Annotated in this window: 19 protein-coding genes; 12 read left to right on the forward strand and 7 right to left on the reverse strand. The window is 66.3% G+C overall.

Annotated features, from left to right (window positions below; all coding sequences use genetic code 11):
- The first annotated feature begins 168 nt into the window (after positions 1–168).
- A complete protein-coding gene (locus tag QVG61_RS12180; protein WP_289930912.1) occupies positions 169–2,184 on the forward strand; it encodes a bifunctional DedA family/phosphatase PAP2 family protein in 2,016 nt (671 codons plus the stop codon).
- A 75-nt stretch (positions 2,185–2,259) separates the two neighbouring features.
- On the opposite strand, the gene QVG61_RS12185 is transcribed toward QVG61_RS12180, so the two are convergent.
- The 3 genes from QVG61_RS12185 to QVG61_RS12195 form a co-directional block, all read right to left on the reverse strand.
- Entirely contained in the window at positions 2,260–2,871 is a 612-nt protein-coding gene (locus QVG61_RS12185) for a flavin prenyltransferase UbiX (protein WP_289932779.1), read from the reverse strand.
- Positions 2,872–3,554: 683 nt separating this feature from the next.
- The gene (gene mpl / locus QVG61_RS12190; protein ID WP_289932781.1) at positions 3,555–4,919 is read right to left on the reverse strand and encodes a UDP-N-acetylmuramate:L-alanyl-gamma-D-glutamyl-meso-diaminopimelate ligase; all 1,365 of its coding nucleotides are present in this window, start codon (positions 4,917–4,919) and stop codon (positions 3,555–3,557) included.
- A 166-nt stretch (positions 4,920–5,085) separates the two neighbouring features.
- On the reverse strand, positions 5,086–5,598 hold the full coding sequence (locus tag QVG61_RS12195) for a hypothetical protein (protein WP_289930913.1): 513 nt from the start codon (positions 5,596–5,598) through the stop codon (positions 5,086–5,088).
- 189 nt (positions 5,599–5,787) lie between these two features.
- Here QVG61_RS12195 and QVG61_RS12200 point away from each other — a divergent pair, with 189 nt between their 5' ends.
- Positions 5,788–6,132 (forward strand): TusE/DsrC/DsvC family sulfur relay protein, encoded by a 345-nt coding sequence (locus QVG61_RS12200; RefSeq protein ID WP_289930914.1) that lies wholly within the window; start codon positions 5,788–5,790, stop codon positions 6,130–6,132.
- Between the two features lie 254 nt (positions 6,133–6,386).
- Positions 6,387–7,532: a phospholipase D-like domain-containing protein gene (locus tag QVG61_RS12205; RefSeq protein ID WP_289930915.1), complete on the forward strand. Its 1,146-nt coding sequence runs from the start codon at positions 6,387–6,389 to the stop codon at positions 7,530–7,532.
- A gap of 487 nt (positions 7,533–8,019) precedes the next feature.
- Here the strand turns inward: QVG61_RS12205 and QVG61_RS13680 are convergent, their stop codons facing one another.
- Positions 8,020–9,219, reverse strand: coding sequence for an adenylate kinase (locus QVG61_RS13680; protein WP_354671167.1), 1,200 nt, complete (start codon positions 9,217–9,219; stop codon positions 8,020–8,022).
- A 308-nt stretch (positions 9,220–9,527) separates the two neighbouring features.
- Here QVG61_RS13680 and QVG61_RS12215 point away from each other — a divergent pair, with 308 nt between their 5' ends.
- The 6 genes from QVG61_RS12215 (at position 9,528) to QVG61_RS12240 (ending at position 15,150) form a co-directional block, all read left to right on the forward strand.
- On the forward strand, positions 9,528–9,917 hold the full coding sequence (locus QVG61_RS12215; protein ID WP_289930916.1) for a hypothetical protein: 390 nt from the start codon (positions 9,528–9,530) through the stop codon (positions 9,915–9,917).
- Between the two features lie 108 nt (positions 9,918–10,025).
- The gene (locus tag QVG61_RS12220; protein WP_289930917.1) at positions 10,026–11,303 is read left to right on the forward strand and encodes a 6-phosphofructokinase; all 1,278 of its coding nucleotides are present in this window, start codon (positions 10,026–10,028) and stop codon (positions 11,301–11,303) included.
- Between the two features lie 73 nt (positions 11,304–11,376).
- Entirely contained in the window at positions 11,377–11,574 is a 198-nt protein-coding gene (locus tag QVG61_RS12225) for a hypothetical protein (RefSeq protein ID WP_289930918.1), read from the forward strand.
- 175 nt (positions 11,575–11,749) lie between these two features.
- The gene (locus QVG61_RS12230; protein ID WP_289930919.1) at positions 11,750–13,777 is read left to right on the forward strand and encodes a sodium-translocating pyrophosphatase; all 2,028 of its coding nucleotides are present in this window, start codon (positions 11,750–11,752) and stop codon (positions 13,775–13,777) included.
- Positions 13,778–13,962: 185 nt separating this feature from the next.
- Positions 13,963–14,511 carry an inorganic diphosphatase gene (ppa, locus tag QVG61_RS12235; RefSeq protein WP_289930920.1) on the forward strand — a complete coding sequence of 183 codons (549 nt, stop codon included), beginning with the start codon at positions 13,963–13,965 and terminating at the stop codon, positions 14,509–14,511.
- 123 nt (positions 14,512–14,634) lie between these two features.
- Positions 14,635–15,150 (forward strand): YfcE family phosphodiesterase, encoded by a 516-nt coding sequence (locus QVG61_RS12240; protein ID WP_289930921.1) that lies wholly within the window; start codon positions 14,635–14,637, stop codon positions 15,148–15,150.
- Positions 15,151–16,053: 903 nt separating this feature from the next.
- On the opposite strand, the gene QVG61_RS12245 is transcribed toward QVG61_RS12240, so the two are convergent.
- Positions 16,054–16,494, reverse strand: coding sequence for a molybdenum cofactor biosynthesis protein MoaE (locus QVG61_RS12245; RefSeq protein ID WP_289930922.1), 441 nt, complete (start codon positions 16,492–16,494; stop codon positions 16,054–16,056).
- A 2-nt stretch (positions 16,495–16,496) separates the two neighbouring features.
- Positions 16,497–16,736 (reverse strand): molybdopterin converting factor subunit 1, encoded by a 240-nt coding sequence (gene moaD, locus QVG61_RS12250; RefSeq protein ID WP_289930923.1) that lies wholly within the window; start codon positions 16,734–16,736, stop codon positions 16,497–16,499.
- A 72-nt stretch (positions 16,737–16,808) separates the two neighbouring features.
- Between moaD and moaC the strand changes: the two genes are divergently transcribed.
- Together moaC and sthA are read left to right on the forward strand one after the other, a co-directional pair.
- Positions 16,809–17,291 carry a cyclic pyranopterin monophosphate synthase MoaC gene (gene moaC / locus QVG61_RS12255; RefSeq protein ID WP_289930924.1) on the forward strand — a complete coding sequence of 161 codons (483 nt, stop codon included), beginning with the start codon at positions 16,809–16,811 and terminating at the stop codon, positions 17,289–17,291.
- 1,382 nt (positions 17,292–18,673) lie between these two features.
- Positions 18,674–20,062, forward strand: coding sequence for a Si-specific NAD(P)(+) transhydrogenase (sthA, locus tag QVG61_RS12260; protein WP_289930925.1), 1,389 nt, complete (start codon positions 18,674–18,676; stop codon positions 20,060–20,062).
- An 8-nt stretch (positions 20,063–20,070) separates the two neighbouring features.
- On the opposite strand, the gene QVG61_RS12265 is transcribed toward sthA, so the two are convergent.
- Positions 20,071–20,955 carry an HDOD domain-containing protein gene (locus tag QVG61_RS12265; RefSeq protein ID WP_289930926.1) on the reverse strand — a complete coding sequence of 295 codons (885 nt, stop codon included), beginning with the start codon at positions 20,953–20,955 and terminating at the stop codon, positions 20,071–20,073.
- A gap of 169 nt (positions 20,956–21,124) precedes the next feature.
- Here QVG61_RS12265 and QVG61_RS12270 point away from each other — a divergent pair, with 169 nt between their 5' ends.
- On the forward strand, positions 21,125–21,820 hold the full coding sequence (locus QVG61_RS12270; protein ID WP_289930927.1) for a hypothetical protein: 696 nt from the start codon (positions 21,125–21,127) through the stop codon (positions 21,818–21,820).
- Positions 21,821–21,822 lie beyond the last annotated feature (2 nt).

Genomic DNA, 21,822 nt, shown 5'->3' on the forward strand with positions numbered 1-21,822 from the left:
GATGAAGGCGTGCCGGGGATCGCGGCCTGGAGGCCGCTCCTACGGAGCATGGCGGCACCCTGGTAGGAGCGGCCTCCAGGCCGCGATATGGCGGGCGTTGCCCGCCAACCATCTTCTAGCTTCCAGCTTCTGGCTTCTGCCCCCTGACTCCTCCCCTATAATCCCCCCATGTTCGCCGAACTCGGCCAGTCGCTGGCGGCGCTGTTCGATCAGCTGCTGCACTGGGTCCAGCTGCACCCGCACTGGGCGACGCTGATCGTCTTCCTTTCTGCGGCGCTGGAGTCCCTGGCCATCGTCGGCCTGTTCATGCCCGGGGCCCTGGTCATGTTCGGCATCGGGGCGCTGGTCACCGGCGGGGCGCTGGAGCTGCTGCCGACCCTGCTCTGGGCCGCGGCCGGCGCGGTGGCCGGCGACGGCATCAGTTTCTGGCTGGGCCGCCACTACCACCAGGCGTTGCGCGTGATCTGGCCGTTCCGCCGCTATCCGCGGCTGATCAACCGCGGCATGGCCTTCTTCCACCGCCACGGCGGCAAAAGCGTGCTGCTGGCCCGCTTCGTGGGTCCGGTACGCCCCATCCTGCCGGCGGTGGCCGGCATGCTGGACATGGCTCCGCGACGCTTCCTGTTCTTCAATCTGCTCTCCGCCCTGCTCTGGGCACCGGCCTATATCGTGCCGGGCATGGTCTTCGCAGCCTCGCTGAGCCTGGCCGCCGAAGTGGCCGGCCGCCTGGCCGTGCTGCTGGTGCTGCTGTTCGCGGCGCTGCTGCTCGGCGTCTGGCTGGTACGTGCCCTGTTCCGCCTGCTCCAGCCCCGTGCCAGCGAGCTGATCCGGCGCAGCCTGGCATGGAGCCGGCGCCACCCGCTGATCCGCCCGCTGGCCGGCTCGCTGCTCGACCCGGCCCACCCGGAAGCCCGCGGCCTGGCGCTGCTGGCCGCCCTGCTGGCAGGCGCCAGCCTGCTGTTCGTGGCCCTGCTGGAAGCGCCGCTGACCGGCGCCGACCGGCTGGTGTTCGAGTCCCTGCAGGAATTGCGCACGCCACTGGCCGACCGCCTGTTCACCGCCATCACCGAACTGGGCGACCGATCCGTGTTGCTGGCCTGCACACTGGCGGTATTCGGCTGGCTGCTGCTGCGGGGCCACCGGCGGGCCGCCTGGCACTGGCTGGCGGCCCTGGCCAGCGCCGCCGCCCTGACCCGGCTGCTGAAACTCGTCACCCGGGTGGAGCGTCCGCTGCCCCTCTACGACGGGCTCAGCCAGTACGCCTTCCCCAGCAGCCACACCAGCGTCAGCCTGACCCTGTTCGGCCTGCTGGCGGTGCTCATCGCCCGCGAGCTGCCGCCGCCACGCCGCTGGATCCCCTACGCCCTGGCAGCCCTGGCGTTCATCCCCATCGCCTTCTCCCGCCTCTATCTCGGTGCCCACTGGCTGTCGGACGTGCTCGGCGGCGCAGCGCTGGGGCTGGCCTGCGTGGCCCTGTTCGGCATCGCCTACAGCCGCCACCCGGCGGAACCCCTGCCCTGGCGCGGCCCGGTGCTGATCCTGCTGCTCACCCTGGGAGGCGTCGGCGGCTGGCACATCCACCAGACACTGGAGACCGACCTCGACCGCTACCGTGTGCGGCACCACCGCCTGGAACTGCCTCGCGCCGCCTGGCTAATGGACGGCTGGCAGCGTCTTCCCGCCTACCGCCTCGACCTGGCCGACTCCCGCCGGCATGCCCTGAACCTGCAGTATGCCGGGAGCCTGGAGGGGCTGGAGAAGAAGCTGGCAGCCCGCGGCTGGCGCTCGCCGCCGCTGCCCCGCTGGAGCGACCTGTTGCACTGGCTGGTGCCGCAGCCGGCGGCGGCCAGCCTGCCGTTGCTGCCCCAGGTCCATGACGGCCACTATGAACGGTTACGCCTGCTGAAACCGGCAAAGGGGGGCGAGGAACTGCTGGTCGTGCGGCTGTGGTCGGCACATGCCCGGCTGGAGGACGGCACCCCGCTGTGGATCGGCAACGCCTCGCGCGTGACGCCGCGCCACCTGTTCGGGATCCTCACCTGGCTGCAGACCGAGCCCGACTTCGACCGGCCGCTGGCCAGCCTGCGCCGCGACCTGCCGACGGACTTCACGGCCGTCATCCGTCACCGGCCAGAGGCCGCCCTGCCCGGCTGGTCCGGCGAGGTCCTGCTACTGTCCCGCTGAAAGGACACGGCTCCTGACTCCTGGATTCTGGATTCTGGATTCTGGATTCTGGATTCTGGATTCTGGATTCTGACATCACCCCCCCCACCGCTCACCGACGCTGTGCGCCACGCCGAGCTGATCGAGGATGCGGGCCACAACGAAGTCGATCAGATCGTCGATGGTCTGCGGCTGGTGGTAGAAGCCGGGATTGGCGGCGAGAATCACCACCCCGAGGCGGGCCAGCTTGAGCATGTTCTCCAGATGGATGGCAGAGAACGGCGTCTCGCGCGGCACCAGAACCAGCTTGCGCCCCTCCTTCAGCACCACGTCCGCGGCCCGCTCGATGAGGCTGCGGCTGGCCCCGCAGGCGATGGCCGACAGGGTACCCATGGTGCAGGGACAGACCACCATCGCCCGTGGCGCACCCGAGCCGCTGGCCAGGGGCGCCGTCCACTGGCGCGCGCCGTAGACGCGCAGCTGGCCTTCGACTGCACCCAGCCGCTCAGCAAGCAGCCGTTCGATCTCCGCCGGCCGCCCCGGCAGACCGAGATCGGTCTCCATGCCCAGCACCACCTGGCCCGGCTCGGAAAGCATCAGCTCGACCTGCTCGCCGGCCTGGATCAGGCATTCCAGCAGGCGCAGGGCATAGCGGGCGCCGGAAGCCCCGGTGATGGCCAGCGCGATACGCCGGCTCCGGCCTGTCACTTTCTCTGTCATGCGCAATCCTCTATCCCGATCGCGGCTGTAGGAACGGCGGCCACGCCGCGATTCACGCGGTACATCCCATCGCGGCCTGGAGGCCGCTCCTACAGATAAATCGTGCCGCCATGCCCCGTAGGAGCGGCGTCCACGCCGCGATTCACGCGGTACACCCCATCGCGGCCGGGAGGCCGCTCCTACAACAAACCGTGCCGCCATACCCCGTAGGAGCGGCGTCCACGCCGCGATTCACGCGGTACATCCCATCGCGGCCTGGAGGCCGCTCCTACAGACAAATCGTGCCGCCATGCCCCGTAGGAGCGGCGTCCACGCCGCGATTCACGCGGTACACCCCATCGCGGCCGGGAGGCCGCTCCTACAACAAACCGTGCCGCCATACCCTGTAGGAGCGGCGTCCACGCCGCGATTCACGCGGTACATCCCATCGCGGCCTGGAGGCCGCTCCTACAGACAAATCGTGCCGCCGTGCCCCCGTAGGAGCGGCGTCCACGCCGCGATTCGGCGTTAATCCCGATCGCGGCCTGGAGGCCGCTCCTACAATGTTTTCCGTGGATTCCGTGGCCATCAATCTTTTCGTGGGTTTTGCGGATTTCGTGGCCATCGCCGGTTCCGCCTGACAATGGCGGGTGATGCCCACCCCCGATCGCGGCCGGGAGGCCACTCCTGCATCAATGCCCTTTCAGCGCGGCCAGCAGCCGCTCGTGGATGCCACCGAAGCCGCCGTTGCTCATCACCAGTATCGAGTCCCCGGGCCGTGCCTCGGCCACCACCTCGGCCACCAGGGCATCGAGATCGGCGCTGACCGTGGCCGGAGGGACGGCGGCACGGGCCACGGCCTCCAGGTCCCAGTCCAGATCCGCCGGCCGGAACAGCCAGACCCGGTCGGCCTCGCGCAGCGCCGGGGCCAGCTGCCCCTGGTGCACGCCCATGCGCATGGTGTTGGAACGCGGCTCCAGCACGGCGAGGATGCGACCGCTGCCGGTATACTGGCGCAGGCCGGCCAGGGTGGTGGCGATGGCCGTGGGATGGTGGGCAAAATCGTCCAACACAGCGACCTCTCGCACCCGCCCCCGCAGCTCCATGCGCCGCTTCACGCCACGGTATTCGCACAGCGCGGCACAGGCCTCGGCCGCCGGCACCCCGGCATGGCGGGCCGCGGCGATCGCCGCCAGGGCATTGTGCAGGTTGTGTTCACCAAGCTGTCCCCACTCCACCGCACCCTGCGCCGTGCCCTCGTACCAGACCTCGAAGCGGCTGCCGTCCTCCGCCAGCCGGCGCACCTGCCACTGGGCCGGGAACTCGCCGACCGACACGGTCTCGGTGGGTGTCCAGCAGCCCATCTCCAGCATCTCGGCGATATTCCCGTCGTTGGCGTTCTCGATGATCAGTCCGGCACCGGGCACGGTACGGACAAGATGATGAAATTGCCGCTGGATAGCCGCCAGATCCGGGAAGATATCCGCATGATCGAACTCAAGATTGTTCAGCACCAGGGTCCGCGGCCGGTAGTGGACGAATTTCGAGCGCTTGTCGAAGAAGGCGGTGTCGTACTCGTCGGCCTCGACCACGAAGAAGGGCGTCTCGCCGAGACGCGCCGAGACGCCGAAGTTGGCCGGCACGCCACCGATCAGGAAGCCCGGGCCGAGGCCGGCATGTTCCAGGATCCAGGCCAGCATGCTGGCGGTGGATGTCTTGCCGTGAGTCCCGGCCACGGCCAGCACCCAGCGGCCCTGCAGCACGTGGTCGGCCAGCCACTGGGGACCCGAGGTATAGGGCAGCCCGGCGTCGAGCACCCGCTCCACCGCCGGATTGCCGCGCGACAGGGCATTGCCGATCACCACGGCGTCGAGCCCCTCACCGAGATGCTCCGGCCGGTAGCCTTCCCGCAGCGCAATGCCCTGCGCCTCCAGCTGGGTGCTCATCGGCGGGTAGACATTGGCATCCGAGCCCTCGACCTCGATGCCGGACTGCCGGGCCAGCAGGGCGATACCGCCCATGAAGGTGCCGCAGATACCGAGAATATGGATGCGCATGGTCTCCGGATTCAGGCTGCAATCGAAGGCATGATGATAGCCACGGAACCCGCGGAAGGCACGAAAAAACGTCTTGGCCACGGAACCCACGGAAAACACCGGAGGACGTTCATGTTGTCCGTGGGTTCCGTGGCTGATTTTTTATGTTCTTACGTGGCCATCCCCCTCAGGACACCGGGAACAGCGCCTCGAGGATGAACTGCGAGACCAGGAAATAGCCCAGGCTGATGCCGATCCCCACTGCCAGTGGCACCTCCAGCGCATGGCGCAGGATGTGGCCGAGCACGCTCAGGCTCCACACCAGCAATACCAGCAGCATCAGCAACAGGCCACCCAGACCCCCACCATTCTCGGGCGCAGCGGCCAGGGCGAAGGTCAGCGGCAGGGCCAGGATGCCGAGCAGCAGCCAGCAGCCGAACACTGCGCTCAGGGTCTGCAGAAAACGCTCCGGATGACCAACCAGGCGCAGGCAGAGCTGCACGAAGGCCGCCAGAATGAGGCTATCGAGCACAGCGGCGCCCAGCGAGCGGGACAGACTCAGATAGGCGAGGCCACTGATCAGGTCGAGCAGCAGGTAGGCCAGGAGTCCGGCACCGAGCAGCAGGCCGGAGGCCGGCAGCCGCTGTGGGCCGGCACGCAGCAGGCAGATCTGGAGCAGGGTCTGGAACAGGGCCGTCACGCATCCTCCGGCACGGGGATCAGCGAGCCATGATAACGGCTTTTCCGGTCCCGCTCGATCGGCAGTCCGTCAATCCCCCATTTATACCCGAGTAATCTACTCTGGTATTTTCCGTCAACAGGACTATAGTGGTTCACAGAGGGCTGGCATCCTGCCTCCCCTTCCGGACACCAACACAAGGAGTCCACCATGAACACATCCTTACCCATGAGCGGCGAACACCGCCCCCAGTCGAACGACCCCAAGGCCTGGAACGAGGAGCTGGCCATCCAGCTCGCCCGCGAGGAAGGCATCGAGCTGACACCGGAACACTGGGATGTCATCCACTACCTGCGCCAGCGCTGTGAAGCGGAGGGCAACAGCTGCAGCGCCCGGCTGGTCCTCAAGGCGCTGAGTGGCCGCTACAAGAAACAGGGCGGCAAACGCTATCTCTACCAGTTGTTTCCGCACGGCCCCGTCCAGCAGGCCTGCAAGATCGCCGGCATCCCGCTGCCCGCCTATACCCTCGACCTGTCCTTCGGGAGCACCCATTAACAGCGAGCAATCGCGGCGTGGACGCCGCTCCTACGGGGCAAGGCGGAACCGGCGATGGCCACGAAACCCACCAAACCCACGAAAAGATTAATGGCCACGGAATCCACGGAAAACATTGTAGGAGCGGCCTCCAGGCCGCGATCGGGGGCGGGCATTGCCCGCCATGATGTGGCGATGCGGTGCACGGAATTGCACCCTGCCCGCTTCTGGGGTGAAATGGCCATGTCATCCGGTATCCGTGAGCGCGGTCGCACTTGCCCAGCACCCCCTCTTCCCCGTCCTTCCCCTGGCGGCGCGGCAACCGCTTCCGTCTTCTGGCCGATGGCGACCGTTTCTTCCCCGTCATGCTGGAGGCCATCGACTCGGCCCGAGACTCGATCCTGCTGGAGATCTACCTCTTCGAATCTGGCCAGACCGCCGGCCGCTTCGTCGAGGCCCTGAGCAGGGCAGCCGGGCGCGGCCTGCAGGTCTGTCTGCTGCTCGATGACTTCGGTGCCCGCGGCCTGGCCCAGGCGGATCGTCAGCGGCTGACCGAGGCCGGGGTCGCGCTGGCCTTCCACAACCCCCTGCACTATGGCGACCTGCGCCGCAACCTGTTCCGTGACCACCGCAAGCTGCTGATCGTGGACGGATGTCTCGCCTTCACCGGTGGCTTCGGCATTACCGACGAATTCGATCCGGCCAGCGACCCACGCCCCTGGCGCGAAACCGTGGTTGAGATCCGGGGCCCCGTCCTCCAGGACTGGCACCGGCTGTTTGCCCGCAACTGGCAGCGCTGGGACGAGCGCCCCTTGCCCGCCCTCCCGCGGCCGGCACCTGACCCCGCCGACATGCCCGGTCGCACCGTGATCTCCATCGACATGCACCGCGCGGAAATCAAGCGGTCACTGCACTACCACTGCCGTCACGCCCGTCAGCACATCTGGATCGCCACCGCCTATTTCGTGCCCAGCCGCAAGCTGCGCCAGGCCCTGAAGCGCGCCGCGCGGCGCGGCGTCGACGTGCGCCTGCTGCTGCCGGGACGTTACACCGACCATCCGGCGGTCCGCCTGGCCGGGCGCCGCTTCTACAGCCAGCTGCTCGATGCGGGTGTGCGCATCTTCGAATACCAGCCACGCTTCCTGCATCAGAAGGTCGCCGTCTGCGACGACTGGGTGTCGATTGGTTCAAGCAACCTCGATCGCTGGAACCTGCGCTGGAACCTGGAGGCCAACCAGGAGATCCGCCATCCGGCCTTCACCGCGGAGGTGATGCGCATGCTGGAACAGGACGTGGCGGACAGCGAGGAGATCCGGCGCCGCCCCTGGCACCAGCGCCCCTGGTACAACCGACTCGGCGAGCGGCTGTTCGGCGCCATCGATCGCTGGGTCGACCGTTTCCTCCAGCGCCGGCGGCACTGATTCAGCGGTCGGTAGACCGCAACGGGCCAATCGCGGCGTGGACGCCGCTCCTACGGGGCATGGCGGGATCTCTTGTTGTAGGAGCGGGCTCCAGGCCGCGATCGGGGGCATCAACCGTCGTGGCCTCGGCAGGCGGAATCGAGGATGGCCACGAAACCCGCGAAACCCACGAAAAGGCCGATGGCCACGGAATCCACGGAAAATATTGTAGGAGCGGCCTCCCGGCCGCGATCGGGCGGGCATCATCTGCCGTTGACGGAAACGACGATGGCCACGGAATCCACGGAAAAACACGGAAAAACACGGAAACTTCCTGGCTGGTGCGGGCTGTAGCGTCAAGAGCAGATTCTCTGCCGCCGTGTCGGCAATCGCGGCGTGGACGCCGCTCCTACGGGGCAAGGCGGAACCTCCTGTAGGAGCGGCCTCCAGGCCGCGATCGGGCGGGCATCGCCCGCCATGAGGCCGGACATGGTGCGCGGTGCACACCCTACTTCTTGCGGGCCGCCTTTTTGGGAATGGCCTTCCTGGGCGCTACCTTCCTGGGTGATGCTTTCTTCGGAGCCGCCTTCTTCGGGGCGGCCTTCTTCGGGGCGGCCTTCTTCGGGGCGGCCTTCTTCGGGGCGGCCTTCTTCGGGGCGGCCTTCTTCGGGGCGGCCTTCTTCGGGGCGGCCTTCTTCGGGGCGGCCTTCTTCGGGGCGGCCTTCTTCGGGGCGGCCTTCCTGGGCGCTACCTTCCTGGGTGCTGCTTTCTTCGGAGCCGCCTTCTTCGGAGCCGCCTTCTTCGGAGCCGCCTTCTTCGGAGCCGCCTTCTTCGGAGCCGCCTTCTTCGGAGCCGCCTTCTTCGGAGCCGCCTTCTTCGGGGCGGCCTTCTTCGGGGCGGCCTTCTTCGGGGCGGCGGCCTTCTTGGGGGCGGCCTTCTTGGGGGCCGGCTTCTTGGGAGCGGCCTCCTTTGGCGCTGCCTCAGCCTCGCTGCGCTGGGCAGCACGCTGGGCGGCGATGGCCCGCGCTGCCTGGCTGCTACGGCGGGCCGGCCGTTCGGCCGCGAGCTGATCCACCACCTTGCACACGGCCTTGAACACCTGATCGACGGGTGCCGTGCCCTGCACCGTTCTCAGCTTGCCCTGGTCCCGGTAATACTCGATCACCGGCACCGTCTGAGTCTCGTAGATGCGCAGCCGGTTGCCGATGGTTTCCTCGTTGTCATCGGCGCGATGATGCAGATTGCCGCCACATTCATCGCAGATACCGTCAACATGCGGAGGCGACGAGAAGACGTTGCAGGTCCAGCCACAGGAACGGCAGGTATAGCGCCCGACCAGCCGCTGCAGGAGGATGTCGAAGTCCACGTCGATCAGCAGGGCCAGCTCCAGCGGCCTGCCGAGTTCCGCAAGCATGGTATCCAGAGCCTCGGCCTGGCCGATGTTGCGCGGAAAACCGTCGAGCACGAAACCCTTGCGGGCATCCTTCTGCTGCAGCCGTTCGCGGAGTATCCCCAATACCAGTTCGTCGGACACCAGCTGGCCGGCGTCCATCGCCAGCTTGGCCTGCCGGCCCAGGGGCGTGCCGGCCGCGACCGCCGCCCGCAGCAGATCGCCGATGGCGATCTGTGGAATCCCGTATTTCTCCTCCAGCCGCTTGGCCTGGGTCCCCTTGCCGGAACCCGGTGGACCCAATAACACTATTCTCATCAGCCACATCCCTGGGGAACGGCCGCCACCAGGACGACCCCGGGGCAGCGCGCCGCCCCGGCACACCACCCTCGCAACCCCGCATTGGTATTAAGTTTTTTGCATGGGCTTATACAATTTTTTAGATGGCCCTGACAGGCGCGTCCGTTTAAGCTACCCTTTCTCGCTGCCCCAAGTCAACGCAGCCGGCAGGAAAAATCACTTCTGGGCTAATAGGTTAGCCCAGAAGCAGGCTGTACGCGCGGCCTGCCTGCGGTGCTGCGGAACGGGGCGCTGTCGAGCCCATGGAGTCCCTGGACCTTCACGCAATGAGCGATATTCCAGATTTCAACGAGGCCGAACTCTGGACCCTCCAGACCGCGCTGAAGGAACGTTTCGGCGAACCGGTCGATGTCGAGCTGGCGGAAACGGAACTGCGACTCAACCCGCCCTCCCCCGAGCTGACCCCCTGCCCGGCCGCCTACTGGCAACACGGCCCCTGTCACTTCGTGGTCTGCAAGACCGGGGCGGAACGCTACCGTTGCTTCTTCTTCTACCGCGTCCACCAGATGTTCGGCACCGGCATCGAGGAGTTCGACAACCTGACCGAGTGTACGGTGACCCTGCTCCAGGTGCAGGCCGATCACGAGGCGAAACGGCAGGCGGCAGCGGAAAAGGAAAGGGAACGGGAACGGGAACGGGAACAGACAACACGCTGAGGACCCGCGTCACTGGACGCCGGCCCCGGCCATCGCGGCAAACCGGCAGCCGGTTGCCGGATCGAGACTGCAAGGCATCCACGAACGAGAACCGGGAGAGAAACCCCTATGGCCAGATCAACGGCAAAGAAGAACGCCTTTTACGCCCAGTCCGGCGGCGTGACCGCTGTCATCAACGCCAGCGCCTGCGGCGTCATCGAGACCGCGCGCAAGCACAAGGACAAGATCGGCAAGGTCTTCGCCGGCCGCAACGGCATCATCGGCGCGCTGACCGAGGACCTGATCGACACCAGCAAGGAATCGGCCCGCGCCATCGCCGCCCTGCGCCATACGCCGAGCGGCGCCTTCGGTTCCTGCCGCTACAAGATGAAGAGCCTGGAGGCCAACAAGCGTGAATACGAGCGCCTGATCGAGGTCTTCGAGGCGCACAACATCGGCTACTTCTTCTACAACGGCGGCGGCGACTCGGCCGACACCTGCCTCAAGGTCTCGCAGCTGTCGAAGAAGATGGGCTACCCCATCCAGGCCATCCACGTGCCGAAGACGGTCGACAACGACCTGCCGATCACCGACAACTGCCCGGGCTTCGGTTCGGTCGCCAAGTACATCGCCGTCTCCACCCGCGAGGCGAGCTTCGACGTGGCCTCCATGGCCAAGACCTCGACCAAGATCTTCGTGCTCGAGGTGATGGGCCGCCACGCCGGCTGGATCGCCGCCGCCGGCGCCATGGCCTCCACCGAGGATTGTGAACTGCCGATCGTGGTGCTGTTTCCGGAGGTCACCTTCAGCCAGACCAAGTTCCTGGCTGCGGTCAGGGACAAGGTCAAGCGCTTCGGCTACTGCTCGGTGGTGGTCTCCGAGGGTGTGCGCGACCGCTCCGGCAAGTTCCTTGCCGACCAGGGCCTGAAGGACGCCTTCGGCCATGCCCAGCTCGGCGGCGTGGCGCCGGTGATCGCCAGCCTGATCCGCGACAAGCTCGGCTACAAGTACCACTGGGCGGTGGCGGACTACCTGCAGCGTGCCGCGCGGCACATCGCCTCCAAGACCGACGTGGAGCAGGCCTATGCCATGGGCAAGGCCGCGGTGGAGCTGGCCCTGGCGGGCAAGAACTCGGTGATGCCGACCATCGTCCGCACCAGCAACTCGCCCTACCGCTGGAAGGTCGGCGAGGCCCGCCTGGCGCGCGTCGCCAACGTCGAGAAGATGATGCCCAAGGGCTTCATCAGCAAGGACGGTTTCGGCATTACCAGGAAATGCCGCGAGTATCTGGAGCCGCTGATGCGCGGCGAGGACTACCCGCCCTACGGCAAGGATGGCCTGCCGAAATACGTGCAGCTGAAGAACATCGCTGTGAACAAGAAGCTCAGCGAGTTCAAGCTCAAGTAACTCGAACCACAAGGGGCGCCCATGGCGCCCCTTTTTTTGGTTCGCAACGAGGCTGGTGACCAGGACCACGACCATGCAGATCGAGAGGGCACGCGAACTGCTGCAGGTACAGCTCGGCTTCGGCAGCGGTTACAACCGCAACGCCGCGCGGCTGATCCTGGCCGAGGTGGAACGGGTCCATGGCCAGGCGGCCGTCGACCGGCTGATCCGCGAACTCGATCTGGAGAACGCCTTTGGACTGAAACCCGGAACCCGATTCCATCGACCTTGACACCGGTCAAGGGAATCCGCCGGCCGACGAACGACAATCGGCATCCCGGCTGTATCGCCCCGGCTGACGAAGCCTGCCAGCCGCAGCCCGCGCAGCGTTTCCCGGAACGGCGTTTCTGCAGATTTCTGGTTGGTTTTTTTTCATTTTTGGTACGAAAGCGAAAACGGAGGAAGTCATGTCAACAGGTATAATCTTCGCCCTGATCTGCGCGCTTGGCGCGATCGCCTACGGGGTCTTTTCCGTTCAGTGGATTCTCCGCAAGCCGACCGGAAACGCCCGCATGCAGGAAATCGCCAACGCCGTGCAGGAGGGCGCCAGCGCCTACCTGAACCGGCAGTACACCACCATCGGCCTGGCCGGCATCGTGCTGCTGGTGCTGATCGGCTCCTTCATCGGCTGGTCGACGGCCAGCGGCTTCGCCATCGGCGCCATCTTCTCCGGCCTGGCCGGCTACATCGGCATGAACATCTCGGTCCGGGCCAATGTGCGCACCGCCCAGGCGGCCCACGAGGGTCTCAATGCCGCCATGCAGATCGCCTTCCGTGGTGGCGCCATCACCGGCCTGCTGGTGGTCGGCCTGGGCCTGCTCGGCGTGGCCGGCTTCTATGCCGTGCTGCAGATGCAGGGCGTCGAGGATCCCATCCATCCGCTGGTCGGCCTGGCCTTCGGTGGCTCGCTGATCTCCATCTTCGCCCGACTCGGCGGCGGCATCTTCACCAAGGGCGCTGACGTCGGCGCCGACATCGTCGGCAAGGTCGAGGCCGGCATTCCCGAGGACGACCCGCGCAACCCGGCGGTGATCGCCGACAACGTCGGCGACAACGTCGGCGACTGCGCCGGCATGGCCGCCGACCTGTTCGAAACCTATGCGGTGACCGTGGTCGCCACCATGCTGCTCGGCAGCCTGATGGTGACCGGGGCCGAGGCCGAGGCCGCAGTCTACCCGCTGGTGCTGGGCGGCGTGTCCATCATCGCCTCCATCATCGGCACCTTCTTCGTCAAGGCACGCGAAGGCGGCAAGATCATGAACGCCCTGTACCGCGGCCTGATCGTGGCCGGCGTGCTGGCCGCCGCGGCCTTCTACCCGGTCACCACCTGGCTGCTGGGTGACGGCGTGACCATCAGTGGCGAACTGGTGTCCAGCACGAACCTCTACTTTGCGGCGCTGATCGGCCTGGCGCTGACCGCCGCCATGGTGGTCATCACCGAGTACTACACCGCCACCGAGTTCGCTCCGGTGCGGCACATCGCCGAGGCCTCCACCACCGGCGACGGCACCAACGTCATCGCCGGCCTGGGCGTGTCCATGAAGTCCACCGCCGCGCCGGTGCTGGCGGTGTGCGCCTCCATCTGGGGCGCCTACGAGCTGGCCGGCCTCTATGGTATCGCCATCGCCGCCACCTCCATGCTGTCCATGACCGGGATCATCGTGGCGCTGGACGCCTACGGCCCGATCACCGACAACGCCGGCGGCATCGCCGAGATGGCCGAGCTGGACGAGAAGATCCGCAACATCACCGACCCGCTGGACGCGGTGGGCAACACCACCAAGGCGGTCACCAAGGGCTATGCCATCGGCTCCGCCGGTCTCGCCGCCCTGGTGCTGTTCGCCGACTACACCCACGGTCTGGAGGCCGCCGGCAAGGTGACCACCTTCGACCTGTCCAACCACATGGTGATCATCGGCCTGTTCATCGGCGGCCTGGTGCCCTACCTGTTCGGTGCCATGGCCATGGAGGCGGTGGGCCGCGCGGCCGGCGGCATCGTCAACGAGGTGCGGCGCCAGTTCAAGGAGATGCCGGGCATCATGGACCACACCCAGAAGCCCGACTACTCGCGCGCCGTGGACATGCTGACCAAGGCCGCCATCAAGGAGATGGTGATTCCCTCGATCCTGCCGATCGCGGTGCCCCTGCTGGTCGGCCTGCTGCTCGGTCCGCAGGCCCTGGGCGGCGTGCTGCTCGGCTCCATCGTCACCGGCCTGTTCGTGGCCATCTCCATGACCACCGGCGGCGGCGCCTGGGACAACGCCAAGAAGTACATCGAGGACGGTCACTTCGGCGGCAAGGGCTCCGACGCCCACAAGGCGGCGGTCACCGGCGACACCGTCGGCGACCCCTACAAGGACACCGCCGGCCCGGCCATCAACCCGTTGATCAAGATCATCAACATCGTGGCGCTGCTCATCGTGCCTCTGCTGTAAGGGCGGGCCACGAAATCCGCGAAATCCGCGAAAAGGATCGTTCCGGCGCCTGCGCTTTGCGCGGCGCCGGAAGAAAAAACCAGGCTTTCGCGGGTTTTGTGGGTTTCGTGGCCATTTGAAAATTAGGTTTTCCCGGAAGGGCCGGTATAATAGCCGGCCCTTTTTCTTTGCCGCAGGAGTCGGAGATGAACCTGGACCGAGTGGATTCCGGACGCGACATCCCCAACGACATCAACGTCATCATCGAGATCCCCGCCCATGCCGATCCGGTCAAGTACGAGGTCGACAAGGACTCGGGCGCCATGTTCGTGGACCGCTTCATGAACACGGCCATGCACTATCCCTGCAACTACGGCTACGTGCCCCACACCCTCTCCGACGACGGTGACCCGGTGGACGTGCTGGTGCTGACCCCGGTGCCACTGATCAGCGGTTCGGTGGTGCGCTGCCGCCCGATCGGCGTGCTCAAGATGACCGACGAATCGGGCGATGACGCCAAGGTGCTCGCCGTGCCCATCGACAAGCTGTGCAACATGTACCGCCAGGTGCACGACTTCCGCGACCTGCCGCCGATGATCCTGGAGCAGATCGCCCACTTCTTCGAGCACTACAAGGACCTGGACGAGGGCAAGTGGGTGCGGGTCGAAGGCTGGGGCGGCACCGACGAGGCCAAGCAGGAGATCCTCAACAGCGTGCAGATGTACAGGGATGCGCCCGAAAAGCCCCATTTCTAGGAGACAGCCACGAAATCCACGAAACCCACGAAAGGGACTATTGTGGCGCACGCGCTTCGCGCGGCGCCACAAAACAACAAAAAATCTTTTCGTGGGGTTCGTGGATTTCGTGGCTCACATCATATGAAGATCTGCATCGTATCGGACAGCCACGACAACCGCCCGCTGCTGGATGCCGCAGTGGCCGATGCCAAGGCCCGCGGCGCCGAGGCGGTGCTGCACTGCGGCGACGTGGTCGCGGCCTCCACCCTGTCGGTACTGAACAAGCATGAGCTGCCAGTGCACGTCATCCATGGCAACAACTCCGGCGATCTGTACATGATGGCGCGCATCGCCGGCCGTCCCGGGAGCCTGGTGAACTTCTACGGCCAGGATGCCGGCATCGAACTCCACGAACGCAGAATCTTCCTGGTGCACTACCCGCACTATGCCGAGGCCATGGCCACCACCGGCGACTGGGATCTGGTCTGCTGCGGCCACGACCACAAGGCCGACATCCACGCCGTGAAAAACGTCCACGGCGGGAGCACACTGGTGGTCAACCCGGGCAGCGTCGGCGGCGTGGCCGCACCGGCAACCTACGTGATGGGCGATCTGGAGCGCATGGAGTTCGAGATCCTGGACGTGCCGGTGGACTAACGCATGGCCACGGAATCCACGGAAAACATTGTAGGAGCGGCCTCCAGGCCGCGATCGGGGTGGGCATCGCCCGCCACGGCCTTGTCAGGCGGAACCGAGGATAGCCACTAAACCCACGAAATCCACGAAAAGATCAATGGCCACGGAAAACATCGTAGGAGCGGCCTCCAGGCCGCGATCGGGGGCATCAACCGTCGTGGCCTCGCCAGGCGAAATCGAGGATGGCCACGAAACCCGCGAAACCCACGAAAAGACCGATGGCCACGGAAAACATCGTAGGAGCGGCCTCCAGGCCGCGATCGGGGGTGGGCATCACCCGCCGCGGCCTCGTCAGGCGGAACCGGCGATAGCCACGAAACCCGCGAAATCCACGAAAATATCGATGGCCACGGAAAACATCGTAGGAGCGGCCTCCAGGCCGCGATCGAGGTGGGCATCGCCCGCCACGGCCTTGTCAGGCGGAACCGGCGATAGCCACGAAACCCGCGAAATCCACGAAAATATCGATGGCCACGGAATCCACGGAATCCACGGAATCCACGGAAAACACGGAAAACACGGAAACTTCCTGGCCGGTGCGGGCTGTAGCGTCAAGAGCAGATTCTCTGCCGCCGTGGCGGCAATCGCGGCGTGGACGCCGCTCCTACGGGGCAAGGCGGAACCTCCTGTAGGAGCGGCCTCCAGGCCGCGATCGAGGGCATCAACCGCCGCGCCTTGTCAGGCGGAACCGAGGATAGCCACTAAACCCACGAAATCCACGAAAAGATCAATGGCCACGAAACCGCGGAAGCAACGCCGTGGCCATCATCAGCCTGAAGACGGCATCGACCGATGCCTGGTGCGCAGCCAATGAAGCTTTTCGTGGATTTCGTGGCCGGGTTTTTTCCGTGGATCCCGTGGCTATCAATAGCCCTCGGTATTCTTCTCCACCCAGCGTGATCCGCCGTCGCTCTGCTCCTCCTTCTTCCAGAAGGGTGCCCGGGACTTGAGCTCTTCCATCAGCCAGCGGCAGGCCTCGAAGGCGTCCTTGCGGTGCGCCGACCAGACCGCAACCAGGACGATGGGGTCGTTGGGCTCGAGCGGCCCGACACGGTGGACGATCAGGCTGTCGAGCAGGGCCCAGCGTTCCCCGGCCTCGCCGCTGATTCTCTCCAGGTAGCGCTCGGTCATGCCGGGATAGTGCTCCAGGGTCATGCCGCGCACCCCCTGCCCCTCGTTGAAGTCACGCATGGTTCCGACAAAGACCGCGGTGGCGCCATAGCGGCCAGCCGGCAGGGCGCGCAGCTGATAGGCCTCCAGTTCGCGCCAGGGATCGAAGGCCGTCTCGCGGATCTCGACGCGCATCCTCAGCCCCCCGTTACCGGCGGGAAGAAGGCCACCTCGTCACCTTCGGCGACCGGCGCATCGAAATCCACGTATTCCATGTTGCGCGCGGCCAGCAGATTCGGCGGCCGCGGCTGATCCGGTACCGCCGCCGCCCAGACGTCGGCGACCCTGGCCCCGGCCTCCACCTCGACCTCGGTATCGGCCTGCCCCGTCTGCTCGCGCAGGCTGGCAAAGAAACGTACCCGCAGTTTCATGCTCATTTGCAGTGTCGTACCCGGCTCACTATGATGTGGCATCCATCTTTTCCATGCAGAGTGTATCACGCCATCCGCATGTCAGAACTCACCCACTTCAATGCCGAGGGCCAGGCGCACATGGTCGACGTCGGCGACAAGAGCGAGACCCGGCGCATTGCCATCGCCGCGGGCCGCATCCGCATGCAGGCCGATACCCTGCAGCGCATCCGCGCCGGCGATCACAAGAAGGGCGACGTGCTGGGCATCGCCCGGGTGGCCGCCATCATGGCCGCCAAGCGAACGGCCGACCTGATCCCCCTCTGCCATCCCCTGGCCCTGACCCGGGTCGAGGTCGAGTTCGAGACCGATGACCAGCCGCCCGGTGTCCACTGCCGGGTGACGGTGGAGACCCGCGGCCGTACCGGCGTGGAGATGGAGGCCCTGACTGCCGTGCAGGTCGGCCTGCTCACCATCTACGACATGTGCAAGGCCGTCGATCGCGGCATGGTCATGGAGGGGATCCGCCTGCTGGAGAAGATCGGCGGCAAGTCCGGCCACTGGCGGGCGGAATCTGAATAGCCACGGAACTCTCGGAAAATATTGTAGGAGCGGCCTCCAGGCCGCGATCGGGGTGGGCATTGCCCGCCGCCGTCAGGCGGAACCAAGGATGGCCACGGAATCCACGCGCCGCCACGGCGGCAATCGCGGCGTGGACGCCGCTCCTACAGGAACCGGGCGGCACGATTCATTGTAGGAGCGGCCTCCAGGCCGCGATCGGGGTGGGCATCGCCCGCCGCCGTCAGGCGGAACCGAGGATGGCCGCGAAACCCACGAAAAGGTCGATGGCCACGGAATCCACGGAAAACACGGAAACTTCCCTGGCTGGTGTGCGCCATGGCCTGTAGAGCGGATTCTTGTCGCGACGGTGGCAATCGCGGCCTGGAGACCGCTCCTACGATGGGGTGACGGCATGACTCCATTGTAGGAACGGCCTCCAGGCCGCGATCGGGGTGGGCATCACTCGCCGTTGTCAGGCGGAACCAACGATGGCCACGAAACCCGCGAAACCCACGAAAAGGTCGATGGCCACGGAATCCACGCGCCGCCACGGCGGCAATCGCGGCGTGGACGCCGCTCCTACAGGAACCGGGCGGCACGATTCATTGTAGGAGCGGCCTCCAGGCCGCGATCGGGGTGGGCATCACTCGCCGTTGTCAGGCGGAACCAACGATCGCCACGAAACCCGCGAAACCCACGAAAAGGTCGATGGCCACGGAATCCACGCGCCGCCACGGCGGCAATCGCGGCGTGGACGCCGCTCCTACAGACAGGGCATGGCGGCACGATTTGGTGTAGGAACGGCCTCCAGGCCGCGATCGGGGTGGGCATCACTCGCCGTTGTCAGGCGGAACCAACGATGGCCACGAAACCCGCGAAACCCACGAAAAGGTCGATGGCCACGGAATCCACGGAAAACACGGAAACTTCCCTGGCTGGTGTGCGCCATGGCCTGTAGAGCGGATTCTTGTCGTGACGCTGGCAATCGCGGCCTGGAGACCGCTCCTACGATGGGGTGACGGCATGACTCTATTGTAGGAGCGGCCTCCAGGCCGCGATCGGTGGTCATCGTCCGCCGTCGTCAGGCAGAACCGAGGATGGCCACGAAACCCGCGAAACCCACGAAATGATCAATGGCCACGGAATCCACGCGCCGCCACGGCGGCAATCGCGGTGGACGCCGCTCCTACAGGAACCGGGCGGCACGATTCATTGTAGGAGCGGCCTCCAGGCCGCGATCATGCCGCGGCAGTGGACCATGGTGCGCGGCGCATACCCTACGAAACTTTTCGTGGCTTTCGCGGCCATATTTTCCGTGTCTTCCGTGGATTCTAAAGATACGTCTAAGAGAACCGATAGCCTGAGGCGTAACCCCGGCCCAGGGACGAGGGAGAAAGGATTCCATGCAGCACTTCGATTTTCTGGTCATCGGCAGCGGCCCCGCCGGTCAGCGTGCCGCTATCCAGGCGGCCAAGCTCGGCAAGAACGCCGCCATCATCGAGCGCCGGCCGGTGGTCGGTGGCGTCTCGGTGCACACCGGAACCATCCCCAGCAAGACCCTGCGCGAGGCCGTGCTCTACCTGACCGGCTGGGACCAGCGCGGCGTCTACGGCCGCAGCTACCGGCTCAAGGACAAGCTCGACATCGACGATCTGATGAAGCGCCTGGACATCACCCTGAACCACGAGATCGAGGTGATGGAACACCAGCTGATGCGCAACGGCGTCACCGTCATCGAGGGCAGCGCCAGTTTCGTCGATCCCCACCGCGTCCGCATCGAGAAGCCGGACGGCACCTTCGAGGAATACACCGCGGACAAGTTCCTGCTCGCGGTGGGCAGCCGCCCGGCACGCCCCGAGGGCATCCCCTTCGACAACGAGACCATCCTCGACAGCGACGGCATCCTCAATCTCAAGCGCATCCCGCGTTCCATGATAGTGGTCGGTGCCGGTGTGATCGGCATGGAGTACGCCTCGATCTTCAGCACCATGGACGTCAAGATCACCCTGATCGACGGCAGGCCGACGCTGCTCAATTTCATGGACAGGGAGATCGTCGACGAACTGGTGCACTCGCTGCGCGAGCGCGGCGTGGTGCTGCGCCTCGGCGAGAAGGTCGCCCAGGTGGAGAGGACGGAAAGCGGCAGCGTGACCTGCCGACTGGAGAGTGGCAAGCAGCTGCGGGCCGACACCATCCTGTTCGCCGCCGGCCGCATCGGCTGCACCTACACCCTGGGCCTGGAGAACGCCGGGCTGGAGACCGACGAGCGCCGCCGCCTGGCGGTGAACGAGCACTTCCAGACCGCCGTGCCCCACATCTATGCCGCCGGCGACATCATCGGCTTCCCGGCCCTGGCCTCGACCTCCATGGAACAGGGCCGGCTGGCGGCCTGTCATGCCATGGGTACCGCCGCCTGCACCACCCAGGAGTTCTTCCCCTTCGGCATCTATGCCGTGCCGGAGATGAGCATGATCGGCGCCACCGAGCAGGAGCTGACGGAAAAGCAGATCCCCTACGAGACCGGGGTCGCGCGGCTGCGCGAGACCGCCCGCGGGCAGATCATGGGACTGCAGGAAGGCATGCTGAAGCTGCTGGTCAGCCTGGACGACCGCCGCCTGCTCGGGGTGCACATCATCGGCGAGGGCGCCACCGAGCTGATCCACATCGGCCAGGCGGTGCTCAGCCTGGGCGGCTCGCTGGACTACTTCCTGGAAAACGTCTTCAACTACCCCACCCTGGCCGAGGCCTACAAGGTGGCGGCGCTGGATGCCTGGAACCGGCTGACCCTCTGATCGCGGCTTCAGCCCTGCAGGATACCGATCACCTCGTTGATCTCGCGCTGCGACTGCTCCAGCAGTTCCAGGCTCACGTCGGGGCCGAGCCGGCTGATCGGCAGCTTGCGGAAGGCCGGCAATTCGGGCAGCGGCGGCAAGCTGGCCGCCTGGTGACTGCCGAACAGGCTGTGCACATGCGCCACCTGCACGATGTCGGCGTAGTCGACCGGCCCCTCGGCCGCCCGGCGCCAGTCCTCTGCCCGCTTCGGCACCGCCACCATGTCACTGTCGAACCGCCAGGTCTGGAGCACGAAGCTGCCCAGCGGCCCGCGCAGCCGCCGCAGGATGTCTTCCAGCGGCATGTCCGCGGCCGCCTCATGCGCCTCCAGGTAGCGCAGGATCGGCAGCTCGCCGATGTCGTGGACCAGCCCGGCAAGCAGGGCACGGTCGGGGTCGATGCCGGGCGTCAGCCGGGCCAGGACGCTGCTGATGGCGGCCACCCGGCAGCTATGGCGCCAGCTCGCCTGCAGCCGTTCCACCAGCCGCTGCTGGCGGGGCTGAAACAGGTTGCGCAGGGTAAAACTCATCACCAGGTTGCGGGTCGCAACCAGGCCGAGACGGGTGATGGCGGTGTGGCAGTCGTCGATACGCCGGCTGCCACGATAGATGGGACTGTTGACCACCTGCACCAGACGCGTAGCCAGGGCCGGGTCGACCTGCACGATGCGGGTCACGTCGGCCACGCTGCGCCCGGTGTCGCGCACCGCGGCGCGGACCCGCAGGGCCACGTCGGGCAGGCTGGGCAACTGCAGCCGGCCACGCTTGGCGTCCTCCAGGATGGCCCTCAAGAGGGCCAGACCGGGGTCGTCGCCACCGGCCGCACCGTCTCCATTGCACTGATTCGCAAGCACCTTTGACCAATCTCCCTTTGCCAGGCGGGGCCCCGGACGTCCTTTCCTGAAGGCTATCGGCACTCGCCAGCGGCTCTTGATCCGCCACTCCCACAGGCCGCCCCCGGTTGTCAGCATGGCGCGGCTTCTGTAAAAAGCAGCCTCACATCAGTCAGCAGGCGGAACCGACATGACCGACAGCCAGAACGACGTCCCCATCCAGGCCATCAGCAGCAGCGAATCGCAGGCCGAACTCGAACACCTGCTCGCCCAGCATCAGCAGCGCCTGGCCGCCCTGGATGCCGGGGCCGAACCGGCAGCGGCGGCGCGCATTCAGCTCGACATCGCCGAGGCGCTGCGCGGCCTGAACCGCAAGACCGAGGCCTGGGAGACGGCCCGCGCCGCCTTCGACACCTTTATCGCCCATGATCACTGGCAGGAGGCGGTCGAGGCCTGCGACATCCTCTACCAGCTCGACCTGCCGGAATCGCTGCACGCCCTGGGCAATGGGACCTGGCTGGCCGTCACCTGGCCGATCGACGCCCAGACCAGTATCGCCATGCTGCAGCACATCGTCGACGAGACGCCGCCGCAGTCCGATGGCGCGGCGGTGGCCGCCGCCACCGCCTGCTACCTCGCCGAGCTGCGTACCGAGGGCGCCAGCCACGAGAGCCTGACCTTCCTCGCTGCCCAGATTCTGGCCCAGGTGGCCAAGCGCCACCGCGGCATCGAGGGCGAGGAGATGATCAAGCTGTGGATGGAAACCCTCGAGCTCAACGATCCCGAGGCCTTCCTGCCGCGGCTGGCACGGATACTCGACGTGATCGTCGATGGCCACTGGTGGTACGATCGCGATGCGCTGCGCCAGCGCCTGCCGGTCAACTGAGG

Origin of the sequence: Thiohalobacter sp. IOR34, assembly GCF_030406045.1 — a bacterium.
Lineage (GTDB): Bacteria > Pseudomonadota > Gammaproteobacteria > Thiohalobacterales > Thiohalobacteraceae.